The organism is Mycoplasma sp. 613B (assembly GCF_054343485.1).
Window position 1 is genome coordinate 1 of the sequence record NZ_JBTGVH010000013.1, and the last position, 15,526, is coordinate 15,526.

At 25.7% G+C, this 15,526-nt stretch carries 14 protein-coding genes; all 14 read right to left on the reverse strand.

Going from position 1 to position 15,526, the window contains the following annotated elements; all coding sequences use genetic code 4:
• Positions 1-140: 140 nt before the first annotated feature.
• On the reverse strand, positions 141-1,982 hold the full coding sequence (gene lpdA / locus ACXX87_RS02615; RefSeq protein ID WP_458573224.1) for a dihydrolipoyl dehydrogenase: 1,842 nt from the start codon (positions 1,980-1,982) through the stop codon (positions 141-143).
• Position 1,983: 1 nt separating this feature from the next.
• The gene (locus ACXX87_RS02620; protein ID WP_458559358.1) at positions 1,984-2,880 is read right to left on the reverse strand and encodes a 2-oxo acid dehydrogenase subunit E2; all 897 of its coding nucleotides are present in this window, start codon (positions 2,878-2,880) and stop codon (positions 1,984-1,986) included.
• Between the two features lie 13 nt (positions 2,881-2,893).
• The gene (locus tag ACXX87_RS02625; RefSeq protein ID WP_458573225.1) at positions 2,894-3,895 is read right to left on the reverse strand and encodes an alpha-ketoacid dehydrogenase subunit beta; all 1,002 of its coding nucleotides are present in this window, start codon (positions 3,893-3,895) and stop codon (positions 2,894-2,896) included.
• Positions 3,895-5,001, reverse strand: a complete 1,107-nt coding sequence (pdhA, locus tag ACXX87_RS02630) for a pyruvate dehydrogenase (acetyl-transferring) E1 component subunit alpha (protein WP_458573226.1) — start codon at positions 4,999-5,001, stop codon at positions 3,895-3,897. The genes ACXX87_RS02625 and pdhA overlap by 1 nt, the downstream gene beginning before the upstream one ends.
• Positions 5,002-5,219: 218 nt before the next feature.
• Positions 5,220-6,053 (reverse strand): bifunctional 5,10-methylenetetrahydrofolate dehydrogenase/5,10-methenyltetrahydrofolate cyclohydrolase, encoded by an 834-nt coding sequence (locus ACXX87_RS02635; RefSeq protein ID WP_458573227.1) that lies wholly within the window; start codon positions 6,051-6,053, stop codon positions 5,220-5,222.
• 30 nt (positions 6,054-6,083) lie between these two features.
• The gene (locus ACXX87_RS02640) at positions 6,084-6,257 is read right to left on the reverse strand and encodes a DUF2188 domain-containing protein (protein ID WP_436358645.1); all 174 of its coding nucleotides are present in this window, start codon (positions 6,255-6,257) and stop codon (positions 6,084-6,086) included.
• Positions 6,258-6,278: 21 nt separating this feature from the next.
• Positions 6,279-8,759: a valine--tRNA ligase gene (locus ACXX87_RS02645; RefSeq protein ID WP_458573228.1), complete on the reverse strand. Its 2,481-nt coding sequence runs from the start codon at positions 8,757-8,759 to the stop codon at positions 6,279-6,281.
• Between the two features lie 10 nt (positions 8,760-8,769).
• Complete coding sequence (locus ACXX87_RS02650; protein WP_458573229.1) at positions 8,770-11,010, reverse strand: hypothetical protein; 2,241 nt, start codon at positions 11,008-11,010, stop codon at positions 8,770-8,772.
• An 8-nt stretch (positions 11,011-11,018) separates the two neighbouring features.
• Positions 11,019-11,975, reverse strand: a complete 957-nt coding sequence (locus tag ACXX87_RS02655) for a hypothetical protein (protein WP_436358648.1) — start codon at positions 11,973-11,975, stop codon at positions 11,019-11,021.
• 112 nt (positions 11,976-12,087) lie between these two features.
• Positions 12,088-13,026 carry an L-lactate dehydrogenase gene (locus tag ACXX87_RS02660; protein WP_436358649.1) on the reverse strand — a complete coding sequence of 313 codons (939 nt, stop codon included), beginning with the start codon at positions 13,024-13,026 and terminating at the stop codon, positions 12,088-12,090.
• Between the two features lie 191 nt (positions 13,027-13,217).
• A complete protein-coding gene (locus ACXX87_RS02665; protein ID WP_458573230.1) occupies positions 13,218-13,874 on the reverse strand; it encodes an HNH endonuclease in 657 nt (218 codons plus the stop codon).
• A gap of 32 nt (positions 13,875-13,906) precedes the next feature.
• A complete protein-coding gene (locus tag ACXX87_RS02670) occupies positions 13,907-14,290 on the reverse strand; it encodes a hypothetical protein (protein ID WP_458573231.1) in 384 nt (127 codons plus the stop codon).
• Complete coding sequence (locus ACXX87_RS02675) at positions 14,290-14,487, reverse strand: DNA cytosine methyltransferase (RefSeq protein WP_458573232.1); 198 nt, start codon at positions 14,485-14,487, stop codon at positions 14,290-14,292. Before ACXX87_RS02675 ends, ACXX87_RS02670 begins: the two co-directional genes overlap by 1 nt.
• Positions 14,399-15,520, reverse strand: a complete 1,122-nt coding sequence (locus ACXX87_RS02680; RefSeq protein WP_458573233.1) for a DNA cytosine methyltransferase — start codon at positions 15,518-15,520, stop codon at positions 14,399-14,401. Before ACXX87_RS02680 ends, ACXX87_RS02675 begins: the two co-directional genes overlap by 89 nt.
• Between the last annotated feature and the right edge of the window lie 6 nt (positions 15,521-15,526).

Sequence of the window (15,526 nt, forward strand, 5' to 3'; positions counted from 1 at the left end):
TTTTAAGAAAATAGAAGGATTTTCTTTGGAAAAATTCAAAAAATTTCATTTTTTTAATAAGTTAACTTAAATATTAAATGTTTACTAAATTACCAAGTAATAAAAACATCACTTTTTAATGTGATGTTTTTTTATTTAACTTATTTTTTAAGTTTGTTTAATTGGTGAACTGCGTTTCTTGCTGCTTCTCATAACACTTCACTAAATGTTGGGTGTGGGTGAATTGTTGAAGCAATGTCATAAATTGTTGATTCTAAATCCATAGCAAGAACTACTTCAGAAATTAAATCTGTAGCTGCAGCTCCAATGATGTGACAACCTATAATTTCACCATATTCTTTATCAATAATAAATTTAGCAAATCCTTTTGATTCATGAGCTGCTAATGCTTTTCCGATGAAAGTAAATTGGTGTTTTGCAACAATAAAGTCTTTACCTTGTTCTTTAGCTTGATCTTCTGTTAAACCAACAACAGCAATTTCAGGGTGTGTATAAATACATGCCGGAACTGTTTTTGCAGAGTATTTTACTTGTTTTTTAAGAATATTTGAAACAGCAACAACTGCATGACGATAAGCAACGTGAGCTAACATAGCTTGTCCTACAACGTCTCCTATTCCATATACTCCTTCAACATTTGTTTGACAGTATTCATCAACTACTAATTGTTTTCTGTCTCCAAGTTTAATTCCCACTTCTTCTAATCCAAGAGATTCAGGAACTCTACCTACTGAAACTAAAACTAAATCAGATTTAATTGATTCTTCTTTTCCATTAACTTCATAGAAAATTTTACCTTTTTCATATTTAGTTGTATTGGCATTTGCTATAACTTCAACACCCATTTCTACTAAGTCATTTGAAACTTGTTTAATAATATCTTTATCAAGCATTCCAAGCACTGTTGGTAAATTTTGGATGATTGTTACTTTTGTTCCTGCTGAAGCAAACACTTGAGCAAATTCTACCCCAATAACCCCTCCACCAATAATAGTTAATGATTTTGGTTGTTTTTCTAAATTAATAGCTTCTTTAGAAGTGATTAATTTTCCTTCAGCATAACCTTGTTCAAATCCAGGTAAAGGAATTTTTCTATCAGTTGAACCAGTAGCAATAATAATATTTTTAGCTTTATAAACTTTAAAATCAACTTCCACTTCATGAGCACCTACAAATTTTGCAGTTCCAAAAATAGTTTTTACTTTATTCATTCTCATTAATGCTTGCACACCTGAAGTTAATTGTTTAACAACTTCATATTTTCTTGCATGAATTTTAGTTCAATCAATTTTTACGTTTATATTTCCTGTAATTCCGTATTCTGTAGCATGTTTAACTGAGTGAAGAACTTCTGTTGTTTTTAAAAGTGCTTTTGTTGGGATACATCCAACATTTAAACAAACTCCACCTCAGAATTCTCTTTCAATAATTAATGTTTTTAGTCCAGCTCCACCAGCTTCTTCAGCTGCTAAGTATCCACCAGGACCTGATCCAATAACAATAACATCGAATTCTTCTTCAATTTTTCCTGTGTATGCTTTGCCTTGTTCTTTATTTGAAGATGCTTCTTTTATTTCTGCTGGTGATTCAACTTTAGTTGTAGCAGTTGTAGAAGGTTTTTTTAATGAAGATAAATCAAATAATTGATTTGAAACTTTCACTTCTCCCACAACAGAAGCACCCCCTCCAGTAGATTCCTCTTTTTTAGACTCTTCTTTTTTAGGTTCTTGGGCAACTGCATCACCTTTTCCATCATCGATATGATAAATTTCTTGTCCAACATGGATTGTATCTCCAACAGCCATTAAAACCTTAACAATTTTTCCTGTTGCAGGAGAAGGGATATCTGAAGTTACTTTATCTGTTTCAACCGAAAATAAAGAATCTCCTTCATTAACCATATCCCCTTCTTTTTTGTAGATTTCAGCAACTACACCTTCATGTAATCCTTCACCTATATCAGCAAATTTAAATTTATGCATTTTATAAAACTCCTAAAATTTCTGGTTTTTCTAATAGTTCTTTAACTCTTGAAGCAAATCTTCCAACAGTTGCTCCATCAATTCATCTGTGATCAGCTGATACAGTTAAATTCATAATTTTTCCTGGAACAATTGCTCCGTTTTTAACTACTGCACGGTCAACAATTGAACCCACTCCTGCTATTGCTAATTCTGGATAATTAATAACTGGTGTTCCAAATAAAGCACCTACTGAACCATAATTTGTTATTGTAAACGATCCGCCTGACATTTCATTTGGTTTAATTTTTCTATCTCTAGCTGCAAGTGCTAATCTTGAAATTTCTTTTGCCAATTCAACAATTGTTAAGTTTTGGGAATCTTTAACAACAGGAACCATTAATCCTGCTTCTGTATCCACAGCGATTCCAAGGTTTAATGTTGTTGGAAAGACAATTTCTGAATTTGCTTCATCGTATTTAGCAGCAAGAATTGGAAATTCTCTTAATGCTACTAAAATAGCTTTTGCAATATAAGGTAAAAATGTTAATTTCACACCTGTTGTTTTTTGTACATCTTCTACAATTGATTTTCTTAAATCTCATAATTTAGTCATATCAATTTCGTTAACTAAACTGAAATAAGCAACTGAATCTCTTGAATTAATCATTGCTTTTGCAATTGCTTTTCTAATTGGTGTAATTTTTTCTCTTTTACCATCTAAATAATTAACTGAGGCAGTTGATTCAACTTTAGCTGAAGTTGGGGCAACTGTTTCTTGTTTAGGTGCACTTTTAAAAGATAAAACATCATCTTTTAAAATTCTTCCAAATGGACCTGTACCTTTAACTTGATTAATGTCAATTCCCATTTTTGCAGCAATTGCTCTTGCTAAAGGGGTTGAAATTATTTTATTCATATTTTCCTTTCTTTTAGAATTTAAATCCTACTACTTCTTTTATTTTTGCAATAATTTTATTGCTATCAATTGCGTGATATTTTTCTCCTCTTGCTAAAGGAACTGTAATGTCATAACCTGTTAATCTTGTTAAAGGAGCTTTAATGTATTCAAAAGCTTTTTCATTAACTCTTGTAATAATTTCTGCAGAAACTGAAAATGATTTAACAGCTTCATGAACCACTAATAATCTTCCTGTTTTCTTTACAGAATTAATAATTGTATCTGTATCTATTGGTTTAATTGTTCTTAAATCAATCAATTCTACACTAATTGAAGATTCTTCTTCTATTAGTTTTTTGATTGCTTCGATTGAATCGTGAACTTGTGCACCATAAGTTACTAATGTTAAGTCTGTTCCTTCCACTAAAACATTTGCTTTTCCAATTGGAACTTCATAAATTTCAGCTGGTATTTGTTGTTTAAAAGAACGATAGATTTTTTTAGGTTCTAAAAATACAACAGGATCAGGATCGTTTAAAGCTGCAATCATTAATCCTTTTGTATCATAAGGTGTTGAAGGCATAACAACTTTTAATCCTGGCACATGTGCAAACATTGCTTCAATTGCTTCTGAATGGTGTTCAAGAGCTCTAACTCCCCCAGCCATTGGCATTCTTAATACTAAAGGAACACTAAATCTTCCTCTTGATCTATTTCTATATCTTGCTGCGTGAGTCATAAGTTGTTGAAATGCTGGGTAAGAAAATCCTTGAAATTGCATTTCAACAATTGGTTTTAGTCCAAAAAGAGCAGCTCCAATTCCAATTCCCATCATAGATGCTTCAGCAATAGGTGTATCCCAAACTCTTTCAACACCATATTTTTTTTGTAAGCCTTCAGTTGCTCTAAACACTCCACCTTCATATCCAGCATCTTGACCTCAAAGAACAACATGTGGATCTTGTTCCATCATTAAATCGATTGCATTTGTTACAGCACCGATGTTATTTAGTTCTAACATTTTTTTGTCCATTATTTATTCTCCTTTGAATAATATGCGATAGCTTCTGCTTTTTGTTCTTCTAATTCAGGTGTTAATGTTGCATAAGTATGATCAAATACTTCGTTTAAATCAACATCTAATTCTTCTAATGATTCTTGATAAGCTGCTTTTACTTGTTCCATAGCATCTTCTCAAATTTGATCTTTTTCTTCATCGGTTAAGTATTCTTTTGATTTTAAATAAGTCTCAATACGATGCATTGGTTCTCATTTTTCATGTTCTTGCTCTTGTTCTATAGTTCTATAAATTCTTGGATTATCACTTGTAGTATGTGGTCCTTGTCTTCAAGTTATGAATTCAACTACCACAGGACCATTTCCTGATCTTGCAAATTCTACAGCTTCTTTAACTACAGCATAGGAAGCTAACAAGTCATTTCCATCTACTCTAACTCCTGGAATTCCAGCAGCTGCTGCTTTAGCTGCAATAGTTTCTGAACCAGTTTCTAAATGCTCTGGTGTTGAAATTGATCATTGGTTATTGTTTACACAGAATACTGATGGTCATTTTCAAATTGCTGATGTATTAATTGCTTCATAAAATTCACCTTCAGCGGTTCCACCATTACCTATAAATGACATTGAAACTACATTTTTTCCAGTTAATTTTGATGCATAAGCAATACCAGCAGCATGTGAACACTGTGTTGCTATAGGAATATTAATTGGAAGTAAATTTATTCCTTCAGGTGTAACACTTCCTCTTTCATTTCCATTTCAATATAACATTTGATTTTTTATAGGCATTCCCATATATAACATAGTTGCATTTGATCTAAATGCAGGCACAAATCAGTCATCTTCTTTTAAAGCCATAGCTGAAGCTACTTGTAGTGCTTCTTCACCAAAATTAGGTGCAAAAGTTAACATTCTTCCTTGTCTTTGTAACTGTGACATATATTCATCTTGTCTTCTTGAAAGAACCATAAATTTATAAGCTTTTAATAATTCTTCTTTGCTTAATTTTGGTTCGTTGTTTTTACCTTCTTTAGTTAAGTTTCCATCTATGTCTAAAAAACGGATAATTTCGTCCTTAGAAAACATAACTTTGCCAGGTTTAACAAATTTAAATTGCATTTTTACTCCTTATTTTTTAAAATTAATTAGAATTTAAACTAATATTATAATTATATTCTTTTTATTGATTTTATTTCAATTTAAAGTATAAAAATTCATTTTTTTATTAATTTTTTGAATTTTTAACATTTAAGTGCAAAAAAATATTGTTTTTATGATAGTTTTAAACTTAATTTTAATTAAAAATATAAATCATTTTTGACTTATATTTTTAATTATTAATTACTTTTTAAATTTTCTTTTATAGTTACCATTAAATTTTCAAATAATGCTGTTATAGTCATAGGACCAACTCCTCCCGGAACTGGTGAAATAGCTTCTACTTTATCTATAACATCAATAAAATCAACATCACCAGTAATTTTATTATTGGATAAAGTATTTATTCCAACATCGATAATTACAGATTTATCTTTTATATTATCCTTTTTAATTAAATGTGTTTCTCCTGCTGCTACAACTAAAATATCAGCATCTTCAGAACCTTTAATTCCCGTTTCTTTGTTGAAACTATGAGTAAAAGCTCCTGCATCAGTAAGTAATTTTTTTGTTGGTTTTCCTACTAAATTAGATTCGCCAACAACATAACATTTTTTGTTTTGAACTTGAATATTATAAAAATCTAATAACATCATAATTCCTTTTGCTGTCGCAGGAGTTAATGAAAATTGATTATTATAAAATTGATTTTGATTTTTACTTGAAAGTCCATCAATATCTTTAACAACAGGAATAGAATCTAAAACTTTTTGTGAGTTTATATGTTTAGGTAAAGGTAATTGTACTATCATTCCATCACAATCTATTGATTCTTGTCTAACTATAGATAATAAAGATTCTTCTGTGATGTTTTCATCTAACTTAATTAATATACCATTAACTCCTAATTCTTTAGCTCTTTTTAACTTATTTTTTATATAGCGATTTGATGCTTCTAAATTACCTACTTGAACAATTTTAAATATTGCTTTTTTTGGTAAAAGATTAAAAAAATTTAGCTGTTTTTGAAAAAAAAATTCTGAAGCTTTTTTACCATCTAAAATTTTTGGCATTTTAGTTTTTGAAAATAAAAAAAGGTAATCTTACCCTTTTCTAAATTTTCCATCTTTTCCTTGGATCATAACAGCTGTTGTTTCTTTTAATTGTTTTGCATATTCAATAGCTTCTTTTTGAGTTTTAAAAATTTTTGTAGCTCTTTCTGCATTTGCGTTTTTTACAGCTCAGTCTCCATTATGGTTTACAACGTACTTTATCATTTTTTTCTCCTTAAATATGTCTTATTTATTTTTTTCTATATATAATTTTAACTTTTCTTTATATAATTTTAACTTTTTTTCTTCATTTTCAATTTTTTCTTTTGGAGCTTTTGCTAAAAAGTTAGAATTTGATAGTATATTTTCTGCTCTTTTTATTTCAAATTCAATTATTTTTATTTCTTCTTTTATTCTTTCTGCTTCTTTTTGCTTATGCTCTGCAGATAGTTGAATATAAATTTCAAAATTTTCTGTTTTTAAAACTGAATGTTTGTTTTCAAATAATTCAGCATTACACATATTATTTATCATCAATATTGATGTTACATCAAGTTTTTTATCTGCGATTCAATATTTTAAGACTTCTTTTTTAGAAATACTATGTTTTTCTCTATATTGTCTTAAATTTTTAACTATTTCAACAACTTTATCTATATAGTTAACGTTTCTATAAGTTTTAATATCTGTATTTTCATGTTCTAAAAGTTCTTGATTAAATAATTTTTCAAATAAATAATCTGTTAAAAAAGGACAGAATGGATGAAGAATAATTAATAATTTTTTAATTATTTCTAATCCAAATGTTTTATTTGGTTTGGTTTTAGATAATTCAATATATCAAGACGAAAGATCTTCAAAAATAAATTTATGTATTGCTTTATAAACTAATGTAAAATCATATTTTTTCATAAATTTATTTATGTTTTTATTTAAAAGGCTTAATTTATTAGATATTCATTTATCTTTGTCTGTAATTTCTTGACAAGTGCTGCATTCTTCTAATTCATAAAAGTATTTCACTATATTTCATAGTTTGTTATTAAAAATTCAAGCAGCATCTATTTTGTCTTTAGAAAATTTAATATCCTGTCCTGGTGTTGAATTAAATATTAAAGATTCTCTTAAAACATCTGCACCGTATTGTTCAATAACTTCCATTGGATCTATACCATTGCCAAGTGATTTAGACATTTTTATCCCTTTTTCATCTCTTATCAATCCATGTAACAATACTTCATCAAATGGTTTTTCATCCATAACACTTAAACTAAAGAAATACATTCTTGCAACTCAAAAGAAAATTATATCTCAACCTGTTACAAGTAATGAAGTAGGAAAATATCTTTTTATTTTTTCATTTGACTGTGGTCAACCTAAAAAAACAAATGGTGCAAGTCCTGATGAAAATCAAGTATCTAAAACATCTGGATCTTGAATTCATCCTTCGCCTGGAGACTCAATTTGTACTTTCATTTCTTCATTTTTATATCATGCTGGTATTCTATGTCCTCACCATAATTGACGTGAGATGGTTCAATCATATACATTTTCCATTCATTTTTTTATAACTGTTTGAAAACGTTTTGGATAAAATTTAACAGCATTTTTGCTTTTTAAATGATTTAGCAGCATTTTTTGCAATTCTTCCATTTTTACAAATCATTGTTCTGACATAATTATTTCAGAAACTTCACCACTTCTTTCAGAATAACCTACATTAGATATTATTTCTTCTGTTTTAACAATGAAATTTTCTTTTAATAGCTTTTGATAAATTTGTTCTCTTGCTTGAAAACGATCTAACCCTTCAAACTCTAAAGCTAAATTATTCATTTTTCCATCAGGATTGATGGACTCATTAATTTCTAAATTATGTTTTTTTATAATGTCAATATCTGCCATAGCATGTGCAGATACTTTCATAACACCAGAAGCAAATTTTTTATCTATATAATTATCTTCAATTATTGGAATTATTTTTTTAGTAAAAGGATGAATAACGTTTTTACCCACAAGCGATTTGTATCTTTTATCTTCTGGATTAACACCAAGTGCCACATCGGAAGGAATTGTTTCAATTCTTGTTGTAGCAACTGTTAAGAATTCATTACTATTTTCAATAAAATATTTAATATAATACATTTTTTGGTTAGTTGGTTTATTAATTATTTCAATATTTGATAAAGCTGTTTTTTGTTTAGGATCTCAATTAATTGCTTTTTTATCTTTATAAATTCATCCTTTATTATAAAAATCAACAAATATTTTTAAAACTGCTTCATTAGCATCTTTATCTAATGTAAATCTTTCATTTGTATAATCCAGTGCTAAACCTAAAGAATTTCACTGTTCTTTAATTTTATTGTAATATTCATCTTTTCATTTTCAAACTTCTTCTAAAAATTTTTCTCTTCCTAAGTCATGACGAGTTTTATTTTCTTTTCTTAATAATTCTTCAACTTTTGTTTGAGTTGCTATACCTGCATGGTCAACTGCAGGTAAAAATAAAACATCATAACCTTTTAATTTTTTATATCTAATAATAGTGTCTTGAATATATTCATCTCACGCATGTCCTAAGTGCAATTTTCCTGTAACATTAGGAGGCGGCACAATGATTGTAAATGGTCTTTTACTTGAATCGTGATATGAAAAATATTTTTTATTGATTCATTTCTGATTTCTGTTCTTTTCTATATCTTTATGATTAAAATTTTTATCCATATTTCCCCTTTTATTCTGTATTTTCTAAACTTTTCTCTTCTGTATAATCAATTATAACCGTGTCTTCTAATTTTACAAAATTAGGTGTTTTTTTCGGCTTTTGTCTATGACTTAAAATTTTAGATGAAATTAATTCATTATCTGAAATATAAATTTCTGATCGATTACTTTTAAAATATCTTCTTGAAGAATATAATTCATCATATTCATGTTCACTAATTTTATCAATAATAGAAAAATCAAAAGATTTAAATTTATAAAATTTTTTAGCAAATTCACTTTCAAATTCCTTTTTAATATTATTAAATGAACATTCAATTATTCTCGATTTTTCTATAAAAACAAAATTTTTAATGTGCTTTGTTTCAACAAAATCACTTGCAAAAATTATTAAACTAGTATTTGGATTTTTATTTGCCACCAATTGATCTATATATGTTTTATCAAAAATAGTTTTATTTAAATCCACAAGAGCAACTTCTGGAGAATATAATTTTAATTTTCCTATGTCTATTTTTATTTTCTCTTCTTGTGTTAAATCTGAATATGGAATTCAGAGTTTATCAATACCTATATTAATGGATTTTAAAAAATTATATAATTCATTTTTAATAATAACATTCTGAATGATTTCATTGTCTTCAAAGTCATTTGTATATAAAAAAGAAATAGGATGATAAATAACATAAAAATAATTATTTAAAAAAATTACGTTTTTTATTTTTTTAAATATTTCTAATTCCAGTTCATTGCTATTTTCATTTTTTCTTTTTAAGAAAGAAAATAAAAATCTATCAATTTTAGTAATTGCAATAATATTATTAATAATTTCTTGTTCTAATTTAGAATTATTTTGCATTTTTATTTCAATACTATTTGCTAATAAATTTTCATTTTTTTCTTTTTCTCATACATAATTTGCTTTTTTTTCTCACAAAATATTTGTTTTTTTATGTTTTTCTACTTGATCGATTTCTTTAGAACCTTCAATTGTCGCTTTTTTTAAAAAATTTATTTCTTTTTTTAATTCTTTTTTTTCTATTAAAGTGTCTAATAATTTCTTTTCATTTAAGATTTTGATTTTATTTAGTGTAAATTTCTTTTCATGATATTCCTCTATTATTTCTAGTTGATTATCCAATTTAATTGTTTTACCCCTTTTAAAATCAAAAAATAGGTTATTGAAAAATTCAATTTCAAATTCTTTAATAGTGTTATAAAAACCTTTAACAACGCTCGGTTTTACATACTTTAGATGCTTTTTATTATGTTTAAAAATATAAAGTGTTTTTCTTTTGATTCAATAATTAATTTTAGCTTTTACAATCTGTTCTTTGTTTGCAGATTTATATGCTTCTTTTAAATCCTTTTTAGTTTCTTTAATTTTGAGTTTCAATGATTTTATAAGTAAATAATATATTCCATTTTTTAAAAACCCGTTTTTTAAAAATTCATTTCTTTTTTTAAGTTCTGCTTTTAATTGATTAATTTCTTGAAAGTGATTATGAGAAGCGATTTCAAATTCTGAAGAATGTTCAAATGATTCAACTTCTTTTTCAGCAATTTCAAATTCAGTTCTTAAATTTTGTAATTTTCCTTCGTTTTTTCTGTATTTATCTCTATATTTTTCATAAACATTAAATTTTTTAATTTCATAGTAAGTTATATTATTTAAACTTGTATTTAGCATATCTATTCTTTTATCTAAATAATCATTTAACTCACTTAAATTAAAATTATTTTGTTCTAATTTCTGTAAAAATTCTTTATAATTAATTTTTTTAAAAAATTGATCAAAAATTTTAATTTGTGTTTCAAAAAGATCGTATGATATTTTTTCTTCCTCTTCTTTTATGAAAAAATGATATTCGTCACTGACTTCTTTTCAATCTTTACGGAAATCTCTCATTAATTTAAAATCATATTCATTAGTATTAAAAGAATATTTCATTATTTCAAATAATGGTTTATCGAAATAGTGATTTTTATTTTTATTAGAAAAAATTGATAAAACTTTTTCAGGTATTCAAAAATCTTTAAAATTCTTTTTTAAAAAATTCTTTCCTATTTTAATGACGCCTGAATAATTTTTATTTTTAAAAACTAAGAGTTCTTTAAAACAAAAAGGGATTTTCTTATTAGAAGAAAAAATAAGGACATCTTCTCCTTTATTTATTTCTAAATTTAAGTTTTTTAATTTGTCTTCATAAGTAACATCAAGTAAAGAAATTATTTTGTTTGTAAATTCCATATTTTCCTTTAATAATTATTTCTATTTTTGTTTTTTACAATCGGAAGAATTACTAAACTTGTAAGGTAAATAACAAATAAATTGACTCAAATTTTAATAGGTGATACAATAAAATGTGTAATTAGTGCTACTTCAAAAGTTGGAAAAGCACCAGATTGAACATCACCTAAAGCTAATATTGCACTTGATGTTGGTTCTAAAATAACTGAAAAAGCAATAATAGGAACCATTGTAGTAAATCTGTCTTTTTGTTGGAAAAATTTTAAAAATCTTGCTATTGTTATAAAAATTAGCATTGTTCCATTTCCAGATAACATTAAAATTAAAAAACCTACTTTATTTTTTATGTATTTTGATTCTTCTAATAGTTTATCAGGAGCTAAAAACACAATGGTGGAAACAATAGCAGCAACAACTATCATTATAATTCAACAAAAAATTAACATAGAAGTAAATAAAGTATTTTGTTGTGTTTCTTTATTTAATCTATTAATTCTTTTAGAAATTGTTGAAATTTTTTTATTAATTTTTTTTATTTCTTTTTCATTAGAAAGAGAAAGTAGTGATAAAGAAAGATTTTCTATTTTTAAAGCATAAAATTTACTTTTTTCTTTTATATTTTTTTGAATATAATTTTCATTTAATCTTTTTTTAATAAAATCAAAAAATAATCATGAAATTATTCCTGGAATAAATCCAGTAATAGATAAAGCTAAAGTGTAATAAATTGAATAGGTGCTAGGAACAAATTGAAAAGAAATTAAATCTGATAAAAATCCTGTTAATAAACCTACAATTGGTCCAAAAATAAATCCTGTAATTTTAATAGGTAAACCAATTATTGAAAAACGAAAATTAGGTAAAGCTGCAAAAGGAAAAAATCTAATACCCAATAAAAGCATTATTGTAGATATGGACATAAAAACAGCAACAAAGGCTATTGTTTTTGCATTAAATTTTCTCATAAATCTTTCCTTATATATAATTATTTAAATTTTACCACTATTATTTTAAGTTTTTAAAATATATTTTTTATTTTAATAAAAAAGAAACTTAGAAAAGTTTCTCTTAAATTATTTATTGAATTGATTTGATTGTTTCTTTAACAATTCTTACAGAATTAGCGAATTTTGCTTTTTCTTTGTCATTTAAATCTAAATTAACTATTTCTTTTATTCCTTCAGAACCAACAATAGCAGGAACTCCGATTACAACATCAGAAGCACCATATTCGCCATTTAAATACACTCCTAAAGGTAAAACAGCATTAGAATCTTCTTGAATTACTCTAACTATTTGTGCTAAACATGCACCGATACCATAAAAGGTTGCTCTTTTTCTTTCAATAATTTTATATGCTTTTGTATAAACTGGTTTTTCTAATTCTTCTTCATAATTTGAAGCATTTACTCCAGATTTTTCTTCATATTTACTAAAAGGTAACCCTGCTATTTTAAAAGTTGAATAGTTAATTAATGAAGAATCTCCATGTTCACCAATAACAAATGCTTCTATATTGCTTGTTGAAACTCCTGTTTTTTTAGAAAGTAATTGTTTTAATCTTGAAGTATCAAGAATTGTTCCTGAACCAATAACTTTTTTAGGATCAAAACCTGTTTCTTTTAGGTATACATATGTAAGGATATCAACTGGATTTGATGCAATGATTGTAATTCCATTGAATCCACTATCTTTAATTTGTTTTGCAATATCTTTCATAATTAAAGAATTGTCTTTTACCATTTCTAATCTTGTTTCACCAGGTAATTGTGGTCTTCCTGCTGTTATAACAACTATATCAGCATCTTTAGCATCTGAATAATTTGCTGAAAATACTTCATATTTTCTAACAGAAGGAACAATAGCATCTTCTAAATCAAGAACATTTCCATCTCTTGGTCCTTCAAATTTATCAATTATTCCGTATTTTGCAGCTAATCCTTGATTAATAGCAGAATACAAGAAAGAAGCACCAACCGCTCCTGCTCCTACTAAAATAACTTTTGTTGCTTTCATTTATTAAAAATCTCCCTTTTATTAATTTTTATTACATTAAAATTATAAAACATAAAATAAAAAATAGTGTTTTTTTATCATTTTCTTTATTTTTTATTTTTATTTTCTATATATTTTTATTCTTTTGATAAAATAACGAATTTAACTTCTGTATGTATTTAATTAAGTTATAAATTTTATTAATTATTTTCTTATTTTAATTGTAAAGTTTTATCTCTATGAAATTTTAAATACTTTTCATGATTAACAGAAATTTTAATTCCTATTTTATCTTTTAAAGTATTTTTAAAAAAAGAACTTTCACTTTTTAGAAATTTATTTTCTTTTGTTAAAACATTTCCATCAATATCAAAAGAAATTAAAAATTTATCAAATAATTTATCATGATTTGCACAAAAAATAAATCCATTATAATAATCACAAATTTGTTCTCTTTTGCCTTTAATGTCTATTTTTTCTTTTAAAATTTCATTAATTGGTTTTATATGGGAAGCAATTAACAACTCTGGAATATCTATATCGCAATTTTGAAAAGCACATTTTTCGGGATAAACATTAAATAAATATTGTCTAAAAAGTCTTCTATACTTATTTTCATTTTCCGGGTTTTTAAATTTGTTCCTATTTATTGTTTTTAATTTTAATTCTCTCTCTATATCCTTTTTGTAAAAATCTAAATATATTTGTGGAATTTCATTTAAAAAGAAATCAAGTATTTTAGAATTATGAATAATATAAACATTATTTCTATAATTTAATTTATAAATTTCTTTACTTTCTTGTTCGTTTATACAATTAAGAATTTCTTCATTAGTTACTCATCTTGAACTTGAAGTTCCCGATTCCATTGATTTGCTTTTTATAAATTCTTCTGGATTTATTATAAAAAAATTGTATTAGAATAGTCTAGTTCTTTTACGTTTGAAAAAGGAATGTAAACATTTATAATCAAACACTTTTCTCTTAGTTTAATTAACTCCCTAAATTTTTTATTGTTTGTAATCGCTATTTTTTTAGCATTATTTCTTCCGCCATTATCTGTGTGTTCAATAAAAATATTATATTTTTTATTGTTCAAGTTTAAAGAAAAAATTTCTTTTGATTCAAAAAGTTTTTCATATTTAACAACATTATTATTTTTTGACAAAAATTTAACAAGAATTTTCATAAACTTTTCTTTATCCTTGTTATTCTTTCCTTCTAATGGATGTATTGTTTCTAAGTTTTCAATTTTATTTCCAACAATATGATTGTATTTTAGCATTATTTATACTCCAATAATTTTTCAATAACTAAAGCAACTACAAAAATATTAACTGAATTTCCTAATTGTTTATATGCATAATGATCTTTGTGATTTTCACTTAATTCATTATGCAAAATAAAGTTTTTTGGGAAGGTTTGAAGATTTGCTGCTTCCCCTTGGAGTAATGTATCTTCATTTGTTTTTTTCTTTATCAAAAAGAATTGATGTTTGCACGATAGCAACTAAAGTAGGGAAAATTTCTGCTTTTTTGCATCTTATTCCAGATTGTCTCATTTGAATAAATGTATTTTGAATATTTCTAACTTCTTTTCCCGCTTGCCATTCAAATTTCTTATCTCTTAATTTTCAAGATGAAACATTGTATTTTTCCATCCATTTTTTTATGAAAATATAATTTTCTTCAAAAAATTCTCTCATATTTTCTAAATATTTTTTTCTTCAAGGTACTAAACCTTTTAACTCATAATTTTGATCAAATTCATCTAATCAGATTACCGGTAAAGTTCTTGTTTCTGGAAATTTTACTTCCCTAACAAATTCATCTCACGCATTTAAAATCTTAAGCAAATATTCATCTTGTAAAAAATATTTTTCATCAACATTTTTTTCTAAAATATTAATAAATTCGTTTGTTTTTTTTGAGTCGAAAGAAAAAATAAAATCTTTTTGTTCTATTTTATTTTCTTGTTTTTCTTTTAATATACCAGGAATAAAAACTCTTTCTCTGTTTTGTGGAATTCCAAAATTATGTGGAGACAAAATCAAGGGATTTTCAGGTATTAAATAATTTAATTCCTCTTCTAATACTTTTTTTATTATAGTTCAAGTTCTACCTTTATCATGTTTTACCAAATGTTTCACATTTTCGAGAAGAATATACTTAGGTTTTTTTGCTTTTAAAATTTTTACTATATCAAAAAATAGAGTTCCTCTTATTTCATCTTCAAAACCTTTTTTGTTTCCTGCATTTGAAAATGTTTGACAAGGAAAACCTGCAAATAAAATATCATGTTCTGGAACTTGTGAACAATCTTCATCCAATAAACGAATATCTATAATTTCTTCTTTACTCTTTTTAAAATTATGTGAATAAACCTTTATTGCTTCTTTATCAATTTCACTACTAAAAACACATTCAATTTCAAAATTTTTATTTTTCGCTACTTTTTCAATAGCTTTATAAAAACCGCCGATTCCAGCAAACAAATCTATAAATTTATATTTCATTATTAC